General features: G+C 70.5%; 22 protein-coding genes and 2 pseudogenes. 9 read left to right on the top strand and 15 right to left on the bottom strand.

From position 1 onward, the window contains the following. Positions 1 to 8: 8 nt before the first annotated feature. From AC07F0_RS05815 to AC07F0_RS05800, 4 genes are all read right to left on the bottom strand, one after another. The gene (locus AC07F0_RS05815; protein WP_478975009.1) at positions 9 to 149 is read right to left on the bottom strand and encodes a hypothetical protein; all 141 of its coding nucleotides are present in this window, start codon (positions 147 to 149) and stop codon (positions 9 to 11) included. Between the two features lie 127 nt (positions 150 to 276). Further along, on the bottom strand, positions 277 to 2265 hold the full coding sequence (locus tag AC07F0_RS05810; protein WP_478974694.1) for a serine/threonine-protein kinase: 1989 nt from the start codon (positions 2263 to 2265) through the stop codon (positions 277 to 279). Between the two features lie 79 nt (positions 2266 to 2344). Continuing rightward, on the bottom strand, positions 2345 to 2803 hold the full coding sequence (locus tag AC07F0_RS05805) for a MarR family winged helix-turn-helix transcriptional regulator (protein ID WP_478974692.1): 459 nt from the start codon (positions 2801 to 2803) through the stop codon (positions 2345 to 2347). Continuing rightward, positions 2800 to 3441 (bottom strand): type 1 glutamine amidotransferase family protein, encoded by a 642-nt coding sequence (locus tag AC07F0_RS05800; RefSeq protein WP_478974690.1) that lies wholly within the window; start codon positions 3439 to 3441, stop codon positions 2800 to 2802. Before AC07F0_RS05800 ends, AC07F0_RS05805 begins: the two co-directional genes overlap by 4 nt. Positions 3442 to 3614: 173 nt before the next feature. Between AC07F0_RS05800 and AC07F0_RS05795 the strand changes: the two genes are divergently transcribed. The 3 genes from AC07F0_RS05795 (at position 3615) to AC07F0_RS05785 (ending at position 6600) form a co-directional block, all read left to right on the top strand. Then, positions 3615 to 4970 carry an aminotransferase class III-fold pyridoxal phosphate-dependent enzyme gene (locus tag AC07F0_RS05795; protein WP_478974688.1) on the top strand — a complete coding sequence of 452 codons (1356 nt, stop codon included), beginning with the start codon at positions 3615 to 3617 and terminating at the stop codon, positions 4968 to 4970. 154 nt (positions 4971 to 5124) lie between these two features. After that, complete coding sequence (locus AC07F0_RS05790; protein ID WP_436730112.1) at positions 5125 to 5826, top strand: GntR family transcriptional regulator; 702 nt, start codon at positions 5125 to 5127, stop codon at positions 5824 to 5826. 123 nt (positions 5827 to 5949) lie between these two features. Continuing rightward, positions 5950 to 6600, top strand: coding sequence for a phospholipase D-like domain-containing protein (locus tag AC07F0_RS05785; protein ID WP_031116037.1), 651 nt, complete (start codon positions 5950 to 5952; stop codon positions 6598 to 6600). A 1-nt stretch (position 6601) separates the two neighbouring features. Here AC07F0_RS05785 and AC07F0_RS05780 read toward each other — a convergent pair whose 3' ends face one another. From AC07F0_RS05780 to AC07F0_RS05770, 3 genes are all read right to left on the bottom strand, one after another. After that, positions 6602 to 6898 (bottom strand): hypothetical protein, encoded by a 297-nt coding sequence (locus AC07F0_RS05780; protein ID WP_478974686.1) that lies wholly within the window; start codon positions 6896 to 6898, stop codon positions 6602 to 6604. A gap of 235 nt (positions 6899 to 7133) precedes the next feature. Continuing rightward, on the bottom strand, positions 7134 to 7256 hold the full coding sequence (locus AC07F0_RS05775; protein ID WP_478974684.1) for a hypothetical protein: 123 nt from the start codon (positions 7254 to 7256) through the stop codon (positions 7134 to 7136). 32 nt (positions 7257 to 7288) lie between these two features. Next, positions 7289 to 7711, bottom strand: coding sequence for a YgjP-like metallopeptidase domain-containing protein (locus AC07F0_RS05770; protein WP_478974681.1), 423 nt, complete (start codon positions 7709 to 7711; stop codon positions 7289 to 7291). Positions 7712 to 8000: 289 nt separating this feature from the next. On the opposite strand from AC07F0_RS05770, the gene AC07F0_RS05765 reads away from it, so the two are divergent. Next, positions 8001 to 8561 (top strand): hypothetical protein, encoded by a 561-nt coding sequence (locus AC07F0_RS05765; RefSeq protein WP_478974678.1) that lies wholly within the window; start codon positions 8001 to 8003, stop codon positions 8559 to 8561. Between the two features lie 15 nt (positions 8562 to 8576). Continuing rightward, on the top strand, positions 8577 to 8957 hold the full coding sequence (locus AC07F0_RS05760; protein ID WP_478974675.1) for a hypothetical protein: 381 nt from the start codon (positions 8577 to 8579) through the stop codon (positions 8955 to 8957). Here AC07F0_RS05760 and AC07F0_RS05755 read toward each other — a convergent pair. The 3 genes from AC07F0_RS05755 to AC07F0_RS05745 all read right to left on the bottom strand — a co-directional run bounded on the left by AC07F0_RS05755 (position 8954) and on the right by AC07F0_RS05745 (position 11188). Beyond that, a complete protein-coding gene (locus AC07F0_RS05755; RefSeq protein ID WP_478974992.1) occupies positions 8954 to 9511 on the bottom strand; it encodes an AAA family ATPase in 558 nt (185 codons plus the stop codon). The genes AC07F0_RS05760 and AC07F0_RS05755 overlap by 4 nt on opposite strands. Before the next feature lie 6 nt (positions 9512 to 9517). After that, a complete protein-coding gene (locus AC07F0_RS05750; RefSeq protein ID WP_478974672.1) occupies positions 9518 to 9772 on the bottom strand; it encodes a hypothetical protein in 255 nt (84 codons plus the stop codon). Between the two features lie 132 nt (positions 9773 to 9904). Continuing rightward, positions 9905 to 11188, bottom strand: a complete 1284-nt coding sequence (locus tag AC07F0_RS05745; RefSeq protein WP_478974669.1) for an adenylosuccinate synthase — start codon at positions 11186 to 11188, stop codon at positions 9905 to 9907. Positions 11189 to 11373: 185 nt separating this feature from the next. Between AC07F0_RS05745 and AC07F0_RS05740 the strand changes: the two genes are divergently transcribed. Further along, on the top strand, positions 11374 to 12225 hold the full coding sequence (locus AC07F0_RS05740) for a diacylglycerol kinase family protein (protein WP_478974666.1): 852 nt from the start codon (positions 11374 to 11376) through the stop codon (positions 12223 to 12225). 4 nt (positions 12226 to 12229) lie between these two features. On the opposite strand, the gene AC07F0_RS05735 is transcribed toward AC07F0_RS05740, so the two are convergent. From AC07F0_RS05735 to AC07F0_RS05725, 3 genes are read right to left on the bottom strand one after another with little or no spacing between them, the layout of a single operon-like run. Then, positions 12230 to 12853: a Uma2 family endonuclease gene (locus AC07F0_RS05735; RefSeq protein WP_478974663.1), complete on the bottom strand. Its 624-nt coding sequence runs from the start codon at positions 12851 to 12853 to the stop codon at positions 12230 to 12232. 35 nt (positions 12854 to 12888) lie between these two features. After that, positions 12889 to 13644: an ethanolamine ammonia-lyase subunit EutC gene (eutC, locus tag AC07F0_RS05730; protein ID WP_478974660.1), complete on the bottom strand. Its 756-nt coding sequence runs from the start codon at positions 13642 to 13644 to the stop codon at positions 12889 to 12891. Continuing rightward, the gene (locus tag AC07F0_RS05725) at positions 13641 to 15032 is read right to left on the bottom strand and encodes an ethanolamine ammonia-lyase subunit EutB (protein WP_478974657.1); all 1392 of its coding nucleotides are present in this window, start codon (positions 15030 to 15032) and stop codon (positions 13641 to 13643) included. The genes eutC and AC07F0_RS05725 overlap by 4 nt, the downstream gene beginning before the upstream one ends. Positions 15033 to 15224: 192 nt before the next feature. Here AC07F0_RS05725 and AC07F0_RS05720 point away from each other — a divergent pair, with 192 nt between their 5' ends. The 3 genes and pseudogenes from AC07F0_RS05720 to AC07F0_RS05710 form a co-directional block, all read left to right on the top strand. Next, positions 15225 to 16736, top strand: a complete 1512-nt coding sequence (locus tag AC07F0_RS05720) for an APC family permease (protein ID WP_478974655.1) — start codon at positions 15225 to 15227, stop codon at positions 16734 to 16736. Positions 16737 to 17268: 532 nt separating this feature from the next. Next, entirely contained in the window at positions 17269 to 17403 is a 135-nt protein-coding gene (locus AC07F0_RS05715; RefSeq protein ID WP_478974652.1) for a hypothetical protein, read from the top strand. Between the two features lie 15 nt (positions 17404 to 17418). Continuing rightward, a pseudogene (locus AC07F0_RS05710) lies at positions 17419 to 18516 on the top strand (ABC transporter permease); the annotation flags it as partial. Here AC07F0_RS05710 and AC07F0_RS05705 read toward each other — a convergent pair. Together AC07F0_RS05705 and AC07F0_RS05700 are read right to left on the bottom strand one after the other, a co-directional pair. Next, a pseudogene (locus AC07F0_RS05705) lies at positions 18517 to 19112 on the bottom strand (Uma2 family endonuclease). Between the two features lie 87 nt (positions 19113 to 19199). Further along, positions 19200 to 20420, bottom strand: coding sequence for a cytochrome P450 (locus tag AC07F0_RS05700; protein ID WP_478974649.1), 1221 nt, complete (start codon positions 20418 to 20420; stop codon positions 19200 to 19202). Between the last annotated feature and the right edge of the window lies 1 nt (position 20421).

Genomic DNA, 20421 nt, shown 5'->3' with positions numbered 1-20421 from the left:
ATCGAGGTTCAGTCCTGCGCGCACAGGGTCAGGCCCTCGGGTGTCCAGCACGGCAGGTGGCCGTGTGTGCGGATGACGTCCTGGCCATTGCCGCGGGCGAGGTAGGTGAGGAAGCTCGACGCCAGGTTCTCCGCGCTCAGCCACTCCATCGTCGGTGCCCCCGCCGCCGGACGAATGCGATCGTCCGGTCACCGTACGGCGGTACGAGCGGGTATCCGGAATTCGTCGGCTCGAATTCGCCGGACGTTCAACGACGTCCCGTCCGCGGGGAGTCGGTCACTGCCTCGTGTACGTCAGCCGCTCCCCGCTGCTCGTGTTGACGCGCTGGAGCGTGCCGTCCGGGAGAACGGTGATCTCGGTGGCGGCGCCCGGGGTGCAGGCGGTGCTCGGCTGCCCGACGGTCACGGTGGACGGGCCGATCCTCAGGGTGCCGTCGCCGCCGGGTTCCGCGGTCAGCCGCCCCTCGAACACGCAGTGGTAGCTGCCGCCGTCCTTCGTCGGGCCGTCGGCCACGAGGGACAGGACCGTGTCACCCGGTTCGCCCTGCTGGATGGTGAGCGAACGGCTGTGCTCGCCGTCGGCGTTGTCGATGGTCGTGGCCCAGGTGCCCAGGTACGCCGTCGGGATCGAGCCGTCCGCCGGAGAGGCGGAGGTGTCCGGCTGCGAGGTCGTCGGGGACGGGCCCGGCGTGGTCGGGGGCGCGCCGGTGCTCTGCGTGGGGGTGGGGTCGCCGCCCGCCTGGTCGCCGTCGCCGCCCTGCATCAGCGCGTACACCGAGCCGCCCGCGGCCAGCGCGACGACCAGGGCGATCACGACGAGCAGCGCGGTGGAACGGCCGTTTCTCCGCCCCGGGTCCCGCGGGGGGTTGTAGGGCGGAGTCGTGCCGTAGGGCGGTGGACCGTAGGGCGGGGTGGAGCCGAGGCCGCCGTAGACGGGGTGGTACGGCGGGGCGACGCCCGGAGTGCCGGGGGCGCCGGGCTGGGGGTGCTGCTGGGGGTAGCCGTACGCCGGGTGCGGTTGCGGGGGCGGCTGCGGCTGGGACGGGGTGGGGGCGCCCGTGCCCGGGGGCCGCTGGGGTGCCGGGGGTGCGCTCTGACCGGCGACCATGGTGGGCAGATGGTTCACCGGCGCGCCCTCGCCCGGCAGGCCCGGCGGGGGCGGGCCCAGGGCCGCGGCGGGCGCCGTCGCGGGGGACGGGGGCAGCGCGGGGCGCGGCGACGACTCGTCGGCGGCGGGGGCGTGTTCGGGGGTGGGGCGGCCGGGGCCGGGGTTCCCCTCGGGGCCGGAACCCCGCTGCCCGGCGGGCGGCTCGGCGGTATCCGCTCCCTCGGCGCGGCCGGCCCCCTCCGGATCCTCCGCCTCCAGCAACCGCACGGCGTGCCGCCCGAGTTGGGCGACCAGGGTGCTCGGGAGCCACGGGTCGAGGGCGCGGCCGTCGGAGACGGTGTCGTCCGCACCCGTGCGTTCCAGGACGCGGTCGAGGGACGGGCGTGCGGCGGGGTCCTTGCGCAGGCAGTCGCGGACCAGGTCGGCGATGCCCTCGGGGACGCCCTCCAGGTCCGGTTCCTCCTGGGCGATGCGGAACATCAGGGCGTGCACGCCGCTGTTGGCGGTGCCGAAGGGCAGGGCGCCGGTGGCGGCGTAGGCGAGGACCGAGCCGAGGCAGAAGACGTCGCACGCCGGGGTGATGCGGTCGCCCCGCACCTGCTCGGGCGCCATGAAACCGGGCGATCCGACGAGGGCGCCGGTGCGGGTGAGCCCGCCGTCCGTCACGGTCTGCAGGGCCCGGGCGATACCGAAGTCGATGACGCGCGGGCCGTCGATGGTGACCAGGACGTTGGACGGCTTGAGGTCGCGGTGGACGATGCCGGCCGCGTGGATGTCCTTCAGCGCGTGCGCGAGCCCGGCCGCGAGGATGCGGACCGTCCGCTCGGGCAGGGCGCCGTGGTCGTGCCCGACGACCTGCTGGAGGCTCGGCCCGGCGACGTACCCGGTGGCCACCCACGGCACCGCCGCCTCGGTGTCCGCGTCCAGCACCGGCGCCGTCCAGTACCCGCCGACCCGCCGCGCGGCCTGCACCTCCTGCCGGAAGCGCTCCCGGAACTCCTCCTGCGCGGCCAGCTCCTCGCGCACGAGTTTCACGGCGACCGTACGGCCCCGCTCCGAGCGGGCCAGATACACGTGCCCCATGCCGCCCGCGCCGAGCCGCGCCAGCAGCCGGTACGCACCGATGCGCGGTGGATCCCCGGACCCCAGCTTCTCCATCGCTCAGCCGCCTTCCCCCCGCACGTGAGCAACAGATCGAGAATAGTGCCGGGCCCGGTGAGGCAGGGCCGAACGATGTCTACGGTTCCGTAACAGGCGCTCCCACCTCGTCGAGCACCTTCGACAGCCGTTCCAGTACCCGCACCGCCTCCGCCAGTTCCGCCTCCCCGAGCGCCTCCGCCAGCCGGTCGGCGAAGGCCGCGTGCCCGGGGTCGATCCGGGCGATCGCCGCCCGCCCCTCCCCGGTCGGCGCGAGGAGCTTGGCCCGGCGGTGCGCGGGGTTCGGCCGGTACTCGGCGAGCCCGCGCTCCACCAGCAGGTCGGCGATGCGCTGCACGCTCTGGCGCGTGATGCCCATGGCGCGGGCGATGCCGGAGACGGGCAGCGGCTCCCCGAGGACCGCGCCGAGCACCTGCCACCAGGCGGCGGTCAGCCCCGCGGGCCGGGCCAGTTCCTCGGCCACGGCGAGGAACTGGCCGTTCAGCCGGAACACCCCGAGGGCGCTGCGGCTGAGCAGGTCCTGACGCTCCCGGCTCATGCCGCCCCGGCCTTCTCCAGCACGGCGTAGGCCGCCGCGTCGGAGTCGTGGAACAGCCGGTACCAGGCGTCGAGCACCTCGCCCTCGTACACACCGAGCAGCCGGAGGATCTCCCGGGCGAAGGCGACGGGCTCGGTCGGGCCCGCGGTGACCAGGTTTCCGTCGGTGACGGCGTCGGTCTCGACGTAGCGCTCGCCGCCGGCGTAGCCGGTCGCGGCCAGGTAGAAGGAGACCGCGCTGGTGTGGTCGCGGTCGTCGAGCAGGCCCTCGCGGGCGAGCCCGGCGGTGGCCCCGCAGATCGCGGCGACGGGCACGCCCGCGTCCAGGAACGCCCGGGCCTTGCGGGCGAAGGGCGCCAGGTCACCGGACCCCGCCGCGGTAGCGGCTGATGTCTCAGCCCAGAGGTCGGCGCCCGGAAGGATCAGCAGGGAGCTGTCCTCGGGCCGTACGTCGCCCAGGGCCGTGTCGGGCTGGATGCGCAGTCCGCCGACGCTGGTGACCGGGTCCGTGGACGGGCCGACGGTCCGGATCCGGTACCCGGCGCGGGCCAGATGGGCCGTGGCGTGGCCCGTCTCCCAGTCGGCGAGGGTGTCGTAGACGGCGAGATGGACGGGCTTGCGGTCTGCGATGGCGTTCATGACTCCTCCTGAGACCCGAGCTCCACCCCGAAGGGCTATGACAGCATCCTGCCATTTAGACAGCACGCTGTCAATTCACTCCGGGTCTTCTGGACAACCTGTCGCGGAATGCCGCCGACGGCAGACAGGCCGCCGATTTCACCGCCCTCTCCCCCACACCTACGCTCGCCCGCATGACCCCTCAGCCGAACCCCGAAGCCGGTGCCGCCGTCAAGGCCGCCGACCGCGACCACGTGTTCCACTCCTGGTCCGCTCAGGAGCTCATCGACCCGCTCGCCGTCGCCGGGGCGGAGGGGTCCTACTTCTGGGACTACGACGGCCGGCGCTACCTCGACTTCTCCAGCGGGCTCGTCTACACGAACGTCGGCTATCAGCACCCCAGGGTCGTCGCCGCGATCCAGGAGCAGGCGGCGAGGATGACGACCTTCGCTCCGGCGTTCGCGATCGAGGCCCGGTCCGAGGCGGCCCGGCTGATCGCCGAGCGGACCCCGGGCGACCTCGACAAGATCTTCTTCACCAACGGCGGCGCCGACGCCGTCGAGCACGCCATCCGGATGGCCCGGCTGCACACCGGCCGCCCGAAGGTGCTCTCGGCGTACCGCTCGTACCACGGCGGTACGCAGCAGGCCGTGAACATCACCGGCGACCCGCGCCGCTGGGCCTCCGACAGCGGCACCGCCGGGGTCGTGCACTTCTGGGCGCCCTACCTCTACCGCTCCCGCTTCTACGCGGAGACCGAGGAGCAGGAGTGCGCGCGGGCGCTGGAGCACCTGGAGACGACGATCGCCTTCGAGGGGCCCTCGACCGTCGCGGCGATCATCCTGGAGACGATCCCGGGCACGGCCGGGATCATGGTCCCGCCGCCCGGCTATCTCGCCGGGGTGCGGGAGCTGTGCGACAAGTACGGGATCGTCTTCGTCCTGGACGAGGTCATGGCCGGGTTCGGGCGGACGGGTGAGTGGTTCGCGGCGGACCTGTTCGGCGTCACGCCCGACCTGCTGACCTTCGCCAAGGGCGTGAACAGCGGATACGTGCCGCTGGGCGGGGTCGCGATCTCCGGCGCGATCGCCGAGACCTTCGGCAAGCGGCCGTACCCCGGCGGTCTGACGTACTCCGGGCACCCGCTGGCCTGTGCCGCCGCCGTCGCGACGATCAACGTCATGGCGGAGGAGGGCGTCGTCGAGAACGCGGCCCGGCTGGGCGCGTCCGTCGTCGGTCCCCAGCTGCGCGAGCTGGCCGCGCGGCACCCGAGCGTGGGCGAGGTACGCGGCGTCGGCATGTTCTGGGCGCTGGAGCTGGTCCGGGACCGCGAGACGCGCGAGCCACTGGTGCCGTACAACGCGGCCGGGGAGGCGAACGCGCCGATGGCCGCCTTCGCCGCCGCCGCGAAGAACGGCGGACTGTGGCCGTTCGTGAACATGAACCGGACGCATGTGGTGCCGCCCTGCACCGTCACCGAGGCGGAGCTGAAGGAGGGTCTCGCGGTGCTGGACGCGGCACTCTCGGTGGCGGACGAATACACGAAGTAGACAGCTGTAAGGAGACAGCTGTAAACCGACCAGAAAACGACCACAACCCGTCAGTAGCCGACCAACCTCACACCTCGTTCGAACGCGTAAGGTGGCGTGGCCGTAGACATACACGTGCACGCCACCCGAACGCGACGAGGGAGACGCCCTGACCATGCCCCGCAGCTCCGGCAACGGCGCCGTGACGCGCAGCACCCTGCGACAGCAGATCGCCGACGCGCTCCGTGACGAGGTACTGGCGGGACGGCTCCAGCCGGGGCAGGAGTTCACGGTCAAGGAGATCGCCGACCAGTACGGGGTGTCCGCCACGCCGGTCCGGGAGGCGCTGGTCGACCTTTCAGCGCAGGGGCTCCTCGACGCCGACCAGCACCGCGGCTTCCGCGTCCACGAGTACTCGGCCGAGGACTTCCGCGGCATGATCGAGGCCCGCGACCTGGTCATCGAGGGGATGTTCCACGCCCTCACCACCGGCCGGCACGCCTCCGGGCAGCCGGGCGACCCCCGGGTCGCCGCCGTGCTCGCCGGGGTACGGCGGCGCGGCGAGGAGGCACAGCGGGCCGCGGCGGCCGGTGACCTCACCGTCCTCATCGGCTACGACCTGCGCTTCTGGCGCGAGCTCGCCGCCCTCTTCGGCAACCCCTACCTCGCCGACTTCCTGCACCGGCTGCGCGTGCAGACCTGGGTCTGCGCGGTGCAGCACCTGCGCCGGCTCAGGGACCTGCGGGGCGAACTGTGGGCCGGGCACACCGAGTTGGTCGACGCCCTGAGCGCCCGCGACACGGACACCGCACGGTCGATCATCGCCGGCTACAACGCCCACTCCATCGCCCTGATCGAGCGTCTCGCCTCAGGATGACCTGCGTCGCATCTGTCCGTATGGGTATGGGACATGCATGACGGGAGCCGCTTTCCGTGCCGCACCGATACGCTTCCCTGACCACCGCGCCACCGACCCACCGAGCTGAGCGAGGAGCCTTCTTTGGCCTGTGACCTGTGGCTGGTACCGCTCGTCGACGTGTTGTGCCACACGCCGGACAACCCGTTCGCCGAGGAACTCGCGCAATACAACAAGGTGCTCGCCGAGGCCGGGCTGCCGCCGGTGCCGGTGTACCAGTACATGCCGGGGCTGTCGGGCGACGTCGCCCCGGTGGCGGGCTTCGACTACGACGCGCTGCACTTCCTGCGCCGCGCCTACCTGCTCCAGGTGTGCGGCCTGCCGGTGACGCCCGTGGACGAACTCGGCGGTGACTACGAGCAGTTGCTGGAGATGTTCGAGTCGACGGCCCAGCAGTCGCACCTCGTTTGGCACTACGACCACGCGGGCGCGTACGTCCCCGTCGACTTCCCCAGCCCGCTCGCCGACGACGAACTTCTCGCGGGCGGCGGTCCGCTGGGCTCCTCCCACGCGCTGCTGCGGGAGCTGGAGCTGGTCGCCCCGGCCATCGGCATCGACCCGGCCAACCCGCCGGCCGCGCCGCAACCGCCGCTCGTGCCCACGGAGCTGGAGGAACCCGCCGTCCCGGCCCCGTACGATCCGAGCCCCTTCGCCCGGGAACGCCACGTCTGGCTCGGTCTGCACGCGGCCGTGACGCGGAGTCTGGCCCAGGGGTCGATGATCGTGTTCAGCTGAGTCAGCTGCCGGACAGCTGGGACAGCCCCTTCTGCACGTCGTCCAGGTTCATCACCGGGCTGTAGGACACCTTGGCGTCCGCTTCCCGGAAGAGCGGCTCGGTGATCACCGGCATCTGCGACGGGTCTTCCATGTCGAAGACCAGGAAGGCCGTGCGGTCTCCCTCATCCGGGAGGAAGTAGGCGGCTTCCGGATGGACCTTTTCCACGATCCCCTGGATCAGTTCGCCCATCTTGCCGCTGCTGACCAGTTCGTTCCCTTTTTCCGTGTCGAAGTGGGCCTTGAGCAGTACGCGCATCGCACTCACCTTCTTCTGTCGACGCACGCGGGGTATGAATTTCAGCCTATGCCCGATCACCGGCGCCCGCGCGGGACGCCTCTGAGAGCTGTCGTGATCTACGGCATCTTGCTGCCCCGGATCGCCTCGTTGGCTTGTCCGTGTCCAGCGCCGTCGGCCTCACGCCGACGCCAGGTTCCCAGGCCGGTGTACACCGCGGATGTCGGCCCGGGGCGCACTCGTGCGTGGGACATGATCAGCCGGCGACGTCACCCATCCACACCCCTCGTCCCCGTTCGTCCAGCTCGGCCTTCAGCCGACGGCACTCGGGAAGGGCCCTGCCCAGCAACCGCCAGTAGTCATCGCCATGCCCCGACACCCGCGCATGTGCCAACTCGTGTGCGACGAGGGCTAGTCGACGGGATGGATCGGCAGTTGGAAGGTGGCCCAGTGCAGGGAAACGACACCGTTCCCGGCCGTTCCGGGAAGGAAGCTTCCCCACCGATGTCCCAGGTCACGCACCTGTACGGATGGCTCGGGGACGTCCATCCGAGCTGCCCACGGCTGGAGACGCCCCCGCATCCAACGCTCGCCGACCCGGCTGTACCAGTCGGCCAGTGCCTTCCGGGCGAGCGGCGGGTGGGCGGCGACGGAGGCGTCCAGACGCAGCCGTCCCGCCACAAGCCGGACGGGGACCGCCCCACCTGAGGCATCTTCCGGCGACGGGTGCTCGCCCGTTTCGTCGTCGACAACAAGCAGCCGACAGTCCCGCCCGAGGTAGCGAGGAATCTCACCGTCCCGGAGCGTACGGACGGGACGCAGCTGGCGACGCATGTCGCTGAGCTGGGTCTTGGCGGCGATATCGCCTGGGCATCCACCGCTACAACCGCACCGGCCGTCCGATCCCACTCGTCGTCCCGCTCGGCTTCCAGGGGAAAGGCGTCGTGACAGCGGCAGCGGTATTCACCGTACCGGTAGATGGAAGCTCAGAAGTCCCTCAAGTTCGTTGAGGTAGCGCAGCTGGATGTACAAGATCGTTCTCGTCGAACGGCAACCATCGCCTGACCAGCGGTGAAGCCATCTCCGGCCGGTCTGACCCACCGCACGATCTCTTGGGGGAATCTTGAAGATCACCAGAATCACCACCCTGACCGCCGCGACTGTCGCAGCAGCGATTTTCAGCACGGGGCTTTCATACGCGGCCACGGCGGCCGACCGCGACATCCCTGCTCGCTCAGCGGCAATGCCCGTCGCTGCCGCCGACGAAGCCCCTATGACGGCTGCGCAAGAATTGGCCACGCCCGATGGGCAGCGACTTATCGAGGTCTTCGGCGTGCTCGATGCCATGCCTGAGAGCGTGGTGGACCAGGGGGACGCTGCAGTTCAGTCGTACCTCGCTCAGCACCTTCCCTCAACGGGCGGAAAGGTTGTGCCGTTCGGCTGGTGGCAGACCGCCAAGTGCGTCGGAGCCATCACAGCGGCTGTCGCCGGCGGAGCAATTCCCGTGGCGAAGCTGCTCAAGCTCAGGGCGTTCATCAAGAAGGTAGGGTCGGTCAAGGAGGCTGCCTACCTGCTGATACGCGTCGCCAAGGGCGAAGAGAAGATCAGCGAGTTGGGTGCGACTCTTGGCGGCCTGGCGTCGGTCGTGCTCGGTATCGATCAGATCAAGAAGCAGTGCAAGTGACGGGGACTCCTCACCATGACGAGCACTAAGGCACGCCTCACGGCGCTGATCACACCAGTTGAGCAGGAAAGCCAGGACGAAGCGAAAGCACTGGCGGACGAGGGTCGGACGACCAAGGCAATCCGCCGACTGCGCAAGAACTCCGGTCTCGCACTCCATACAGCCCCGGCCGCTTTGGATCTGCTCACCGAGGGGAACGCACTGCCGACCACCTATGGCCAGGCGCTGGACGCGCTGCGTCGACTCGACGCGTCACTGATCGAGGAGATGACGAACCTGCTCCGCAACGGCGACCGTGATTCCGCGATCAAATCCCTCCGGAAACAGACGGACATCGACCTGGCAGGCGGCTATCACCTCGTCATGGAACTGAGCGCACAACTCGGAACGCACTAACGATTCTGAGGAGCGGTGTCCACCGCGTGTAACAAACTGCACATGAAGTGCTTTCGCCCACCTCTTGAGCATTCAGGGGGTGGGCTGCGCTTGTTGGGGTGAGAGAGACGGGGCCGAATGTTTGTCTCCTCACCGGAATCTGCCAAACACGCAGGCCGATGACTCTGGTAGGGGCCGGGAGGACACATGGCGGGCGACGGCCTGCGGCGGCAGCGCCCTCGATGTGCTGCCACCCCATCGCCTTGAGGTGCTCCACAAGCGGCCGCTCGCCGTTTCGACCTGTGGTCGTCGGGGGCCATGGTGCGGGCCGGCCTGGCGCGGTCGTGGAGCCGGTCACCCGGGAAGTCGAAGGGGTTGTCACCGGTGGCGTCCCGCTCGTACCAGACCTGGCGACGGCCCTTGGGATAGGCGTACAGCCATTTCGCCTCGACCCTGCGGGAGCCCAGTTCGAAGCCGTAGGTCCAGCGCACGCCGTCTTCCAGGACGATGTCCGCCTCGTAGAAGGAGGTCTCGGAGGCGGCCTTCGGGTCGAGAGCGAACTCGTCGCGCGGGATGCCGTCCTAGGAGGTCCAGTCGGCGTAGGAGCGCAGCACCACGTGGCGCATGTTCTTGAGGGCGGCCACGACATTGGACTTGCCGGACGCGTTGGCGCCGAAGACACCGAGCACGGTGTGCACGGGGAGCCGTCGGCCGTCGGAGAGCACCGTCTCGCGGGCGGCAGCGCACTCCGCCTCGGACTCCTCGGGGGCGACGAACGACAGTTCCTGCCCGTCGCGCAGTGACCGGACGTTCGCCACCCGGAATCTCAGCAGCATCCTGGCTCCTTCATGGCGGAAGGACTGGTCACACACCGCCGGATCTACGGGTCGGATGCATGAGTCCCGCAAACTCCGGCGGCCGGTTCTGGAATGCGAGCCGACCACCGGAGGGGGAACACAGGGGCCGGCCTACAGGAACGAGTTGATCTCGATCGTCTCGTCCCGGCCCGGGCCCACGCCGATCGCGGAGATCGGGGCGCCGGACATCTCCTCCAGCGCCTTGACGTAGCTCTGGGCGTTCTTCGGCAGGTCGGAGAAGGACTTGGCCTTGGAGATGTCCTCGCTCCAGCCCGGCAGCATCTCGTAGACCGGCTTCGCGTGGTGGAAGTCGGTCTGGGAGTACGGGAGCTCCTCGACGCGCCTGCCGTCGATCTCGTACGCCACGCAGACCGGGATCTGCTCCCAGCCGGTGAGGACGTCGAGCTTGGTGAGGAAGAAGTCCGTCAGGCCGTTCACCCGGGTCGCGTAGCGGGCGATCACCGCGTCGAACCAGCCGCAGCGCCGGTCACGGCCGGTGGTGACACCCCGCTCGCCGCCGATCCGGCGCAGCGCCTCGCCGTCCTCGTCGAACAGCTCCGTCGGGAACGGTCCCGCGCCGACACGGGTCGTGTAGGCCTTGAGGATGCCGATGACCCGGCTGATCTTCGTCGGGCCGACCCCCGCGCCGGTGCACGCGCCGCCCGCGGTCGGGTTGGAGGAGGTGACGAAGGGATACGTGCCGTGATCGATGTCCAGGAGCGTGCCCTGGCCACCCTCGAACAGGACGACCTTGTCCTCCTCCAGCGCCTGGTTGAGGACCAGGACGGTGTCGGCGACGTACGGCGCGAGCTTGTCGGCGTAGCCCAGCAGCTCCTCGACGACCTGGTCGACGGCGATCGCGCGCCGGTTGTAGAGCTTGGTGAGGATCTGGTTCTTGACGTCGAGGGCCGCCTCGACCTTCTGCGTGAGGATCGACTCGTCGTACAGGTCCTGCACGCGGATACCGACGCGGTTGATCTTGTCGGCGTAGGTCGGGCCGATACCGCGCCCGGTCGTGCCGATCTTCCGCTTGCCAAGGAAACGCTCCGTCACCTTGTCGACCGTGACGTTGTACGGCGTGATGATGTGCGCGTTTCCGCTGAGGAGGAGCTTGGAGGTGTCGACACCACGCTCGTTCAGACCGCTCAGCTCGGAGAGCAGGACCGACGGGTCGACGACGACACCGTTACCGATGACCGGCGTGCAGCCGGGGGACAGGATTCCGGAAGGGAGGAGGTGCAGTGCGTACTTCTGGTCTCCGACGACCACCGTGTGGCCGGCGTTGTTGCCGCCCTGGTAGCGCACTACATAGTCCACGGATCCACCGAGCAGGTCGGTGGCCTTTCCCTTGCCCTCGTCACCCCACTGAGCACCGAGCAGCACAAGTGCGGGCACGCGCGTACACCCCTTCCGGGTGGGGCATGTCCATGGTCGAGGGCGCACGCGGTGGTAGGAAGCCGCGTACACCGCGACCGCCGTTGGCCGCCAACCGTCGGACCGGATGCCCCGGAATAGACGAAGCCCCTGGCGCAATAGCGCAAGGGGCTCTTGCACAAAGATGCTACCCGAGGAAGCGAGGCATGGCCGAGGTGGCGACTTCCGCGACGTCCGAGCAGCTGCTGGTGGTGGTCGACCCGGTCGCCCGTCGGTCGGACGGCGAGTCCGTCCGGATCGCGAAAGACGTGCTCGGAGCGGGTGCGGCCGTGAAGCTGTGTCTGCCGGACGGCCCGGAGGAGTTCGCGCGGGCGTTGCGCCGGCGGGGCTCGCGGCGCCCGGTGGTGGTGGGCGACGACCGGGCCCTGATCCGCGCGGTGTCGCTGTTGCACCGGCATCGGGAGCTGGCCGGATGTGCGCTGTCGGTGGTGCCGGTCGGGGGCGTGCAGTCCCTCGTCCGGTCGCTGGGGGTGCCGACGGGGACGGTGGCGGCGGCGCGGGCGGTGCTCGACGGGGTCGAGCGGCGGATGGACCTGATGGTGGACGACAGCGACGGGGTGGTGCTCGGCGCGCTGCGGATACCGCCGGTGTATCCGCAGGCTTCGCCGGATGAGCCTGCGGCGCGTCCCTGGCTGCGGACGTGCCAGTTTCTCGTCAAGACGCTGGTGCCGGTACGGCCCGCGCGGGAGGTTCCCGTCGCCGGTCCCCGGCCGTCCCGGCTGCGGGTGGAGGTCGACGGGGTGACGCTGGTGGATCTGGGCCAGCCGGTGGAGGCGGTGTCGGTGACGCCCGGGTCCTCCGGGGTGGCGGAGGTCGAGGTACGGCCGGCTTCGGTGGGCGCGGAGGCGTCGCCCGTGCGGGCGGCCGGGAGGACGGTGACCGTGGTGGGCGCGGATTTCCGGTACCGGTCGGACGCGGGGGTGGCGGGGCCGGTGCGCAGGCGGACCTGGACGGTTTGGGAGGGGGCTTGGGGGCTTACGTTGCCTTCGTCGGCGTGAGCCTTCAGGCCTCGTGCTGCTCCTGGGCTTCCTGTTCGGGGGCCTGGAAGCCTGTGGTGTCGAGCGTGCAGCCGAAGGGGTCCGGGATGTAGAGCTTCTCGCCGAAGGGCTTGGTGAAGCGGACCTCGTATCCCTTCGCGGACGGGGACCCGTAGACGATGGCCTGCTCTTCCTGCATGTCGAGGACCAGGTAGAGGGGGACGCCGGCCTTCCCGTACGTCTCGGCCTTGTCGGTGAGGTCTTCGTCCCTGGTGGAGGTCGAGGTCAGTTCGGCGACGAAGGACAGGCCTTCCCCGTCCAGGTGGTTGCTGCTTGTCTCGTACGTCCGCTCGTGCGCGGCATGGATGTCCGGCCCATACGCACGCTCGACTCGGGGGAAGACGAACAACTGCGGAGCCCGCTCGATGATGTGGCCAGCGGGGAGATGTGGCTCGAGTTGGTTGCACACCAGCTTCATGACGCGGGTGTAGTACCCCTTGGACCACGGCGACACGACGATGCTCCCCCTGATGATCTCGGCCTTGTAGCCGTCGGGCACGTGCAGCTCGTCGAGGAGGTCCAGAAGGTCCTCGAAGCCACTGCGGGGCGTGGTGCCGCTTATCACCGGTCGCTCTGCCATGAGTGTCATGATGCGCCCTCCCCTTGCCACGGACCAGCCGCCACTCAGAGTAGCCGCTCGCTCACGGAGCCGCAGTCGATCTCGTCCTTCAGCCCGACTCCCGTGATCCCCGACTCCCGTGCCCTCCCCATCAGCCCCGCCAGCTTCCCCGCCGCCGTCTCGTACGTGAGCCCTCGCGGTGGCCGGATGTTGGACAGGCAGTTGCGGTCGGCGTCCGTCGTCACTCCCGGCTTCGGCGCGTACGTCAGGTAGGCGCCCAGGGAGTTGGCCGCCGACATGCCCGGGCGTTCGCCGACGAGCACGACCACCATCGCCGCACCCATCGCGTGGGCGATGTCGTCACCGAGGGCCACCCGGGCCTGTTCGGCGAGGACCACAGGGGCGATGCTCCAGGCCGGCAGCCGCGTCACCGTCTCCCGCACCACCGCCGCCGCGTGCTCGTGCACCGCCCGGCTGGACAGGCCGTCGGCGACCACGAAGACCACGTCCCAGTCGCCCACGGGCAGGTGTGCGCGGTCCGTGGGGTCCAGGCGGCGGCCCAGGTCCGGGCGCTGGAGGTACGTGAGCCGGTCGGGGGCCGCGCTGCGCACCCGTACCGTCGGCAGGCCGGGCAGCGCCGCCGCGATCGCGTCCGGGGCGAACGGCGCGTGCACGGCGTCGCGGGCGGCCGCGTGCGCGGACTGGAGTTCCAGGCGGTGGCGGGTGGACAGCGCCGATCCCGCGCGGCCCAGGCCGATGCGGGCCTGGGTGTGGCGGCGGAGGGCCGGCCACAGGTCACCGGTGACGTCAGGTGTCGTCATGCCGCCCGCTCCCGTCCGATCGCCGTGAGCGGGTGGGCCGTATGCGATACGTCCCTCACCCCACCCCGTTCGTCCAGTAGCCCGATCGACTCCAGCCACGCCTCGAACTCCGGCGCCGGGCGCAGGCCCAGCACCTCGCGCAGGTACAGGGCGTCGTGGAACGAGGCCGACTGGTAGTTGAGCATGATGTCGTCGCCGCCCGGCGTGCAGATCACGAAGGAGGCGCCGGCCACGCCCAGCATGGTCAGCATCGTCGCCACGTCGTCGTCATCGGCGTCCGCGTGGTTCGTGTAGCAGATGTCCAGGCCCATCGGCAGGCCGAGCAGCTTGCCGCAGAAGTGGTCCTCCAGGGCGGCGCGCAGGATCTGGCGGCCGTCGTAGAGGTACTCCGGGCCGATGAAGCCGACCACCGTGTTCACGAGCAGGGGGTCGTAGCGGCGGGCGACCGCGTACGCCCTCGCCTCCACCGTCTGCTGGTCCACCCCGTGGTGCGCGTCGGCCGACAGGGCGCTGCCCTGCCCCGTCTCGAAGTACATGACGTTCCGGCCGACGGTGCCCCGCTGCAGTGCCCGCGCCGCCTCGTACGCCTCGTCCAGCAGGTCCAGCGTGACCCCGAAGGACGCGTTCGCCGCCTGTGTCCCCGCGATGGACTGGAAGACCAGGTCCACGGGAGCGCCGCTCGCCATCAGGTCGAGGCTCGTCGTGACGTGGCACAGCACGCACGACTGGGTCGGAATCGCGTACCGCTCGATCACGCCGTCCAGCAGTTCCAGCAGGTCCCGTACCGCCTTCGGGCTGTCCGTCGCCGGGTTGATGCCGATGACCGCGTCGCCGGAGCCCAGCAGCAGGCCGTCCAGCAACGCCGCCGCCACTCCCGCCGGGTCATCGGTCGGATGATTGGGCTGCAGTCGCGTCGCCAGCCGGCCCGGCAGCCCGATCGTCGAGCGGAACGCCGTCACCACCCGCACTTTGCGGGCCACGGCCACCAGGTCCGCGTTCCCCATCAGCTTGGACACCGCGGCCACCATCTCCGGCGTCAGCCCGGGGGCCAGCGCGGCCAGCGTCCCGGTGTCCGCCGTCTCCGACAGCAACCACTCCCGGAACTCGCCGACCGTCAGCCCGGCCACGGGCGCGAAGGCCGCCGCGTCGTGCGTGTCGAGGATCAGCCGGGTCACGTCGTCGGTCTCGTAGGGGATCAACGGCTCGGTCAGGAAGGCCGCGAGCGGCACCTCCGCCAGCGCCCAGCGTGCCGCGACCCGCTCCTGCGCCGACTCGGCGGCGAGCCCGGCCAGCCGGTCGCCGGAGCGCTCGGGACTGGCGGCGGCGAGCAGGCGGGCGAGGGAGTCGAAGCGGTGGCGGTGGCCGCCGAGGGTGGACGTGTAGCTCATGTCGGCGACCGTACGAGCCGCCGAAGGGGCCCGTCCACGCGTGCGCGAAGAGTTAACCCAGCCGTTCGCCACGGCGGCCACTTAAAGGTCTGGTTGACAAACATTTAACCGCTCCACCCCCTGGATCGACTCATACGCCAGACAGCATCCTCACCCAGCAGACAGTGGAACGGTCATGGAAGGGGCCACCCGATGGCAGTGGACGAGGGCGTCGCCCCGGCGGCGGAAACAGACGACTCAGGGACGGTTCACCGGCTCAAGCCCAATGCCGTGGGCCTGCTCGGCGTGGTCTTCATGGCCGTGGCGACCGCCGCGCCGATCACCGCGATGACGGGCAACGTGCCCTTCATGGTGTCGTCCGGCAACGGCGTCGGGGCCCCGGCGAGCTACCTCGTCGCAATGGTCGTCCTGGCAATCTTTGCCGTCGGCTTCACGTCGATGGCGAAGCACATCACCTCGACGGGCGCCTTCTACGGCTTCATCTCCTACGGCCTCGGCCGCACCGTCGGCCTCGCCTCCGGGCTGCTGGCCACCTTCGCGTACGTCGTCTTCGAGCCGGCGCTCATCGGCATCTTCTCGACCTTCGCGACGACGACCCTGAAGGACCAGACGGGACTGCACATCCCCTGGTGGGCCTTCGCGATCCTCATGCTGGCGATCAACGCGGTGGGGACGTGGTTCGGCATCGACGTCGCCGAGAAGCTGCTCGTCGTCCTGCTGGCCACGGAGGTCACCGTCCTCGCCGCGATGGCGATCTCCGTCGCCCTGCACGGCGGTGGCCCGGACGGCTTCACCTTCGACCCGGTCAACCCGGTCAACGCCTTCCATGGGACGTCCGCCGGTCTCGGTCTCTTCTTCGCCTTCTGGTCGTGGGTCGGCTTCGAGTCGACCGCGATGTACGGCGAGGAGTCCCGCGACCCGAAGAAGATCATCCCCAAGGCGACGATGATCAGCGTGCTCGGCGTCGGCGTCTTCTACGTCTTCGTCTCCTGGATGGCCATCACGGGCAACGGCGAGGCGGCGGCCGTGAAGGCGGCCTCGAGCGCCAACCCGCTCGCGCTCTTCTTCAACCCCACCGAGCACTACGTCGGCCACTGGGCGGTCGTCGTCATGCAGTGGCTGATGATCACCGGCTCGCTGGCCTGCGGCATGGCCTTCCACAACTGCGCCGCCCGCTACATGTACGCCCTGGGCCGCGAGGGCGTCCTGCCGTCCCTGAAGCACACCCTCGGCCGCACCCATGCCAAGAACGGCTCCCCGCACATCGCCGGCCTGGTGCAGACGATCGTCACCGCCGTACTGCTCGGCGCGTTCTGGGCCGCGGGCAAGGACCCGTACAGCGGTACGTACGTCCTGCTGGCCATCCTCGGCACGATGGCGATCCTGGTCGTCCAGGCGGTGTGCTCCTTCGCGGTGCTGGCGTACTTCCGCACGAACCACCCCGAGAGCCGGCACTGGTTCCGGACGTTCGCCGCCCCCCTGGTCGGTGGTGTCGCGATGCTCGCGGTGGTCGCGCTGCTGGTGTCCAACATGGGCGCGGCGGCAGGCCCGGAGTCCAGCTCCCTGGTGCTGAAGGCCACGCCGTGGATCGTGGCACTGATCGCACTGAGCGGCATCGGCTACGCGCAGTACCTCAAGCGCCGCGACCCGTCCCGGTACGCGCTGCTCGGGCGGACGGTGCTGGAGGAGACGAAGGAGCGGTAGCCGTGCGGGAGGCCCCGATGCCGTCCGGCATGCCGGCCGGGCCTGTGTCCGGCGCGCGATCCGCCGGGCGCCCGGTCTCCGGCACCGGGAGGCGGCTCAAGGGGCGCCGCCCGGATCCACAGCCGGAACAACCGGCCTCGGTGGCGCGCCTGACCCCAGACGCGGCCGGCCATACCCAACCAGCGGACGCAGCGCGCACAGTCGATGGCCATACTGCTGGCGCGGGCCGACTGATCAACGCGCGGCAGCCCGGCCATGGGGGCCGTGGTCACTGTTCGCCGTCCGCGCGCAGCTCGGCCCACACGCGTTACCCGCCGTGCACGAGTTCGCTGCCCAGCGATGGGCGAGCGCGTCGACTTGCACGCCCAGCGGCCCGGCTTCCGTCTCGTCCTGGCCCGCGACGGAGCGAGGTCATCGGCTTCACGTACGGCTACCACCTCGCCCCGGACACCCGCTGGTCTCGTCCTGGCCCGCGACGGAGCGAGGTCATCGGCTTCACGTACGGCTACCACCTCGCCCCGGACACCCGCTGGTGGAAGAACCTCCAGACATCGAGGTGCCGGAGGACTTCACGCGCGAGAACGGCCACCGCACCTTCGTCATCATCGAGTTGGCCGTACGGAAGGCGTGGCGTCGGCGCGGCATCGCCGCCGAGCAGCTGCGCTAGGCGAGGCGCCCGCCTGCTCTCGCCCTCGGCATCGCCGGGGTCGGCATGGTCTTCGCCACGATAGCGGCGATCGTCGCCCAGCTGACGGAGAGCGCGCGGCTGGCCCGCGGTCTGACGGCGGCGGTGCTGGGCGCCGCGTTCGTGCTGCGCGCGGCGGGCGACTCGGCGACGGACGACGGTTCGTCGGTCCTGACCTGGCTGTCGCCGCTGGGCTGGCTGGAGAACCTGCGCCCCTACGCGGACGAACGCTGGTGGGTGCTGGCGCTGCTCACCGGGGCGGTCCTCCTCCAGGGCGCGGTGGCGTACGGGCTGGCCGGCCGCCGGGACCTCGGCATGAGCTTCCTGCCCTCCCGGCCGGGCCCGGCGACCGGCCGCCTGGGCAGCGCGGGCGCGCTGGCCTGGCGGTTGCAGCGGGGCAGCGTGCTGGGCTGGAGCATCGGCTTCCTCCTCGCCGGGGTCGTCTACGGCGGCATGACCGAGGGCGCGGCCGACCTGGTCGGGGACAACGAGAACGCCCGCGAGATCTTCCAGCGCATGGGCGGGCAGTCGGGCCTGACGGACGCGTTCCTGGCGGCGGTGATCGGGATGCTCGGCCTGATCGCGGCCCTGTACATCGTGGCGTCGGTGCTGCGGCTGCACGGTGAGGAGATCTCGGGGCGGGCGGAACCGGTGCTGGCGAACGCGGTGGGCCGCCTGCGCTGGGCCGCCGGGCACCTGGTGATCGCCTTCGGCGGGGCCGTCCTGATCATGCTGCTGGCCGGCCTCGGCTTCGCCATCGGCTACGGCAAGGAGATCGGCCCGACCCTGGGGGCGTGCCTGGTGCGGCTTCCTGCGGTCTGGGTGATCGGCGGGGTGGCGGTGCTGCTGCACGGCCTGCTGCCCCGGGGAGCCGCGGCGGCATGGGGCGTGGCCGGGGCGGTCCTGCTGATCGGCTGGGTCGGCCCCGCCCTGGATGTCCCGCGGGCGGTGCTGGACGTCTCACCGTTCGGGCATCTGCCGAAGCTGCCGGGTGGACCCATGGAGTGGGGGCCGGCGGTGGTGCTGACCGGGCTGGCTGTGGTGCTGGTGGCCGGGGGGCTGGCCGGGCTGCGGAGGCGGGACGTGTCCACGTGATCAGTCGGCGTAGTGCTTGAGCTCTTCGGTGTCGAGTTCGATGCCGAGGGGTTCGGGGAGCGAAAGTTTCGCACCGAAGGACTTCCTGACAGTGCTGCGGTAACCCACGCCTGGTGCCGGGTCGCTGTACAGCGTGACCGAGCAGTCGTCGCGATCGATCAGCAAGTAGTGCGGGATTCCGGCCTCCGCGTATCCCAGGGGTTTCTCCTCGCGATCCCGCCGGTGCGTGTCGGAGTCGAGGAGGTGACCTCGACCGTCATCACCACACCCTTGGTGTCGGCCCAGTCCCCTTCACCCGCGAATGTCCCCCGGGGTGCGAGCACGGCGTCCGGCAGTGCTCGCCCCTTGCGGTACTTCTCGATCCGCAGGCCCAGCTCACCACCCCCATACAGCCACAACCCGGTGCCCGCCATCAGGAAGCACTCCTGGAGCCACCTGATGACCTCACTGTGGTTGCCGTCCGTCATGCCCTTGACTCCGACCCGTCCGTTGATGAACTCCAACCTGACGGCGTCGAACCTGTTGGCCACGAGTGCGGCGAGCTCCTCGAACTCCTCCACTGACATCTGAGCCGTGTGCTGCGCCATAACCGTCATGGTGCCCCCCTTCGCAGGCGCAGACCAGCTCGCCGAGCAGTCTGTGTGCGCAGGACGGATCACACGCGTGATCATCCGAACGGGTGATCAGCCCACCTCCACGGCCAGCCCCTCCAACCCCCTGATCACGAAGTTCGGCTTGCGGACCGGCTCGGCGGCCAGTCGCAGCGTCGGGGCCCTCTCCAGCAGCGCCCCCATCGACGCCGCCAGCTCGATGCGGGCCAGGGGTGCGCCGATGCAGTAGTGGATGCCGGCGCTGAAGGAGATGTGGGGGTTGTCCTGGCGGGTCAGGTCCAGGGCGGACGGGTTCTCGAACACCGTCGGGTCGTGGTTGGCGGAGCCGAAGAGCAGGGCGACCTCCGCGCCACGGGGGATCGTCGTGCCGGCGAGCTCGATCTCGTCCAGGACCCAGCGCTCGAAGAGCTGGAGCGGGGTGTCGTAGCGCATCAGTTCCTCGACGGCGGAGGGGATCAGCGAGTGGTCCGCGCGCAGCAGCTCCAGCTGGGCCGGGTTGCGGAACAGGGCGTACCAGCCGTTGACCGTGGCGTTCACCGTGGCCTCGTGGCCGGCGTTGAGGAGGAGGACCGCTGTCGAGATCATCTCCTGCTCGGTGAGGCGGTCGCCCTCGTCGTGGGCCGCGATCAGGCCCGAGATCAGGTCATCGCCGGGCTCCTTGCGGCGGGCCGCGATCAGTTCGCGCAGGTAGTCGGAGAACTCCACCGACGCCCGGACCGCCTTCGCCGCCGTCTCCTCGGACGGGTTCAGCTCGTACATCCCGCAGATGTCCGCCGACCAGGGGCGCAGCGGGGCCCGGTCGGACTCCGGGATGCCGAGCATCTCCGCGATCACCGCCACCGGGAGGGGCTCGGCGACGTCCCTCAGCAGATCGCCGCCGCCCGCTTCGGCCAGGGCCGAGGCGAGCTCGTCCGCGAGGTCCCGCACATACGGCTTCAACCGCTCCACCGTGCGCGGCGTGAACGCCTTCGACACCAGGCGCCGGATCCGGGTGTGGTCCGGCGGCTCCAGGTCGAGCATCCCGTGGTCGTTGAGCGTGTGGAACGGCTCCTGCTCCGGCGGGGGCGGGGTGCGGCCGAACTCCTCGTGGGTGAACCGGTGCTGGTACGTCCGGCCCAGGCGCCGGTCGCGCAGCAGCGCCGAGACGTCCGCGTGATGCGGGACGAGCCACTGGTTCGTGGGCGCGTAGTAGTGCACCCGGCCCTGCGCGCGCAGCTCGGCGTAGGCGGGGTACGGGTCGGCGAGGAACGCCGGGTCCCAGGGGTCGAACGCGAGGTCGGAAGCAGCTGCCATG

This window comes from Streptomyces sp. NPDC045955 (genome assembly GCF_056430805.1).
The sequence above is the reverse complement of the archived record's forward strand: the minus strand, read 5'-3'. Positions and strand labels throughout refer to the sequence as shown.

What these genes read in the sequence shown, in the direction of transcription:
- AC07F0_RS05760 (WP_478974675.1), top strand. Translation starts at nt 8,577, where the DNA reads ATGACGAGCACTAAGGCACGCCTCACGGCGCTGATCACACCAGTTGAG.
- AC07F0_RS05795 (WP_478974688.1), top strand. Translation starts at nt 3,615, where the DNA reads ATGACCCCTCAGCCGAACCCCGAAGCCGGTGCCGCCGTCAAGGCCGCC.
- AC07F0_RS05780 (WP_478974686.1), bottom strand. Translation starts at nt 6,898, where the DNA reads ATGCGCGTACTGCTCAAGGCCCACTTCGACACGGAAAAAGGGAACGAA.
- AC07F0_RS05810 (WP_478974694.1), bottom strand. Translation starts at nt 2,265, where the DNA reads ATGGAGAAGCTGGGGTCCGGGGATCCACCGCGCATCGGTGCGTACCGG.
- AC07F0_RS05735 (WP_478974663.1), bottom strand. Translation starts at nt 12,853, where the DNA reads ATGACACTCATGGCAGAGCGACCGGTGATAAGCGGCACCACGCCCCGC.
- AC07F0_RS05725 (WP_478974657.1), bottom strand. Translation starts at nt 15,032, where the DNA reads ATGAGCTACACGTCCACCCTCGGCGGCCACCGCCACCGCTTCGACTCC.
- AC07F0_RS05700 (WP_478974649.1), bottom strand. Translation starts at nt 20,420, where the DNA reads ATGGCAGCTGCTTCCGACCTCGCGTTCGACCCCTGGGACCCGGCGTTC.
- AC07F0_RS05800 (WP_478974690.1), bottom strand. Translation starts at nt 3,441, where the DNA reads ATGAACGCCATCGCAGACCGCAAGCCCGTCCATCTCGCCGTCTACGAC.
- AC07F0_RS05805 (WP_478974692.1), bottom strand. Translation starts at nt 2,803, where the DNA reads ATGAGCCGGGAGCGTCAGGACCTGCTCAGCCGCAGCGCCCTCGGGGTG.
- AC07F0_RS05720 (WP_478974655.1), top strand. Translation starts at nt 15,225, where the DNA reads ATGGCAGTGGACGAGGGCGTCGCCCCGGCGGCGGAAACAGACGACTCA.
- AC07F0_RS05790 (WP_436730112.1), top strand. Translation starts at nt 5,125, where the DNA reads ATGCCCCGCAGCTCCGGCAACGGCGCCGTGACGCGCAGCACCCTGCGA.
- eutC (WP_478974660.1), bottom strand. Translation starts at nt 13,644, where the DNA reads ATGACGACACCTGACGTCACCGGTGACCTGTGGCCGGCCCTCCGCCGC.
- AC07F0_RS05750 (WP_478974672.1), bottom strand. Translation starts at nt 9,772, where the DNA reads ATGCTGCTGAGATTCCGGGTGGCGAACGTCCGGTCACTGCGCGACGGG.
- AC07F0_RS05815 (WP_478975009.1), bottom strand. Translation starts at nt 149, where the DNA reads ATGGAGTGGCTGAGCGCGGAGAACCTGGCGTCGAGCTTCCTCACCTAC.
- AC07F0_RS05740 (WP_478974666.1), top strand. Translation starts at nt 11,374, where the DNA reads ATGGCCGAGGTGGCGACTTCCGCGACGTCCGAGCAGCTGCTGGTGGTG.
- AC07F0_RS05770 (WP_478974681.1), bottom strand. Translation starts at nt 7,711, where the DNA reads ATGCGTCGCCAGCTGCGTCCCGTCCGTACGCTCCGGGACGGTGAGATT.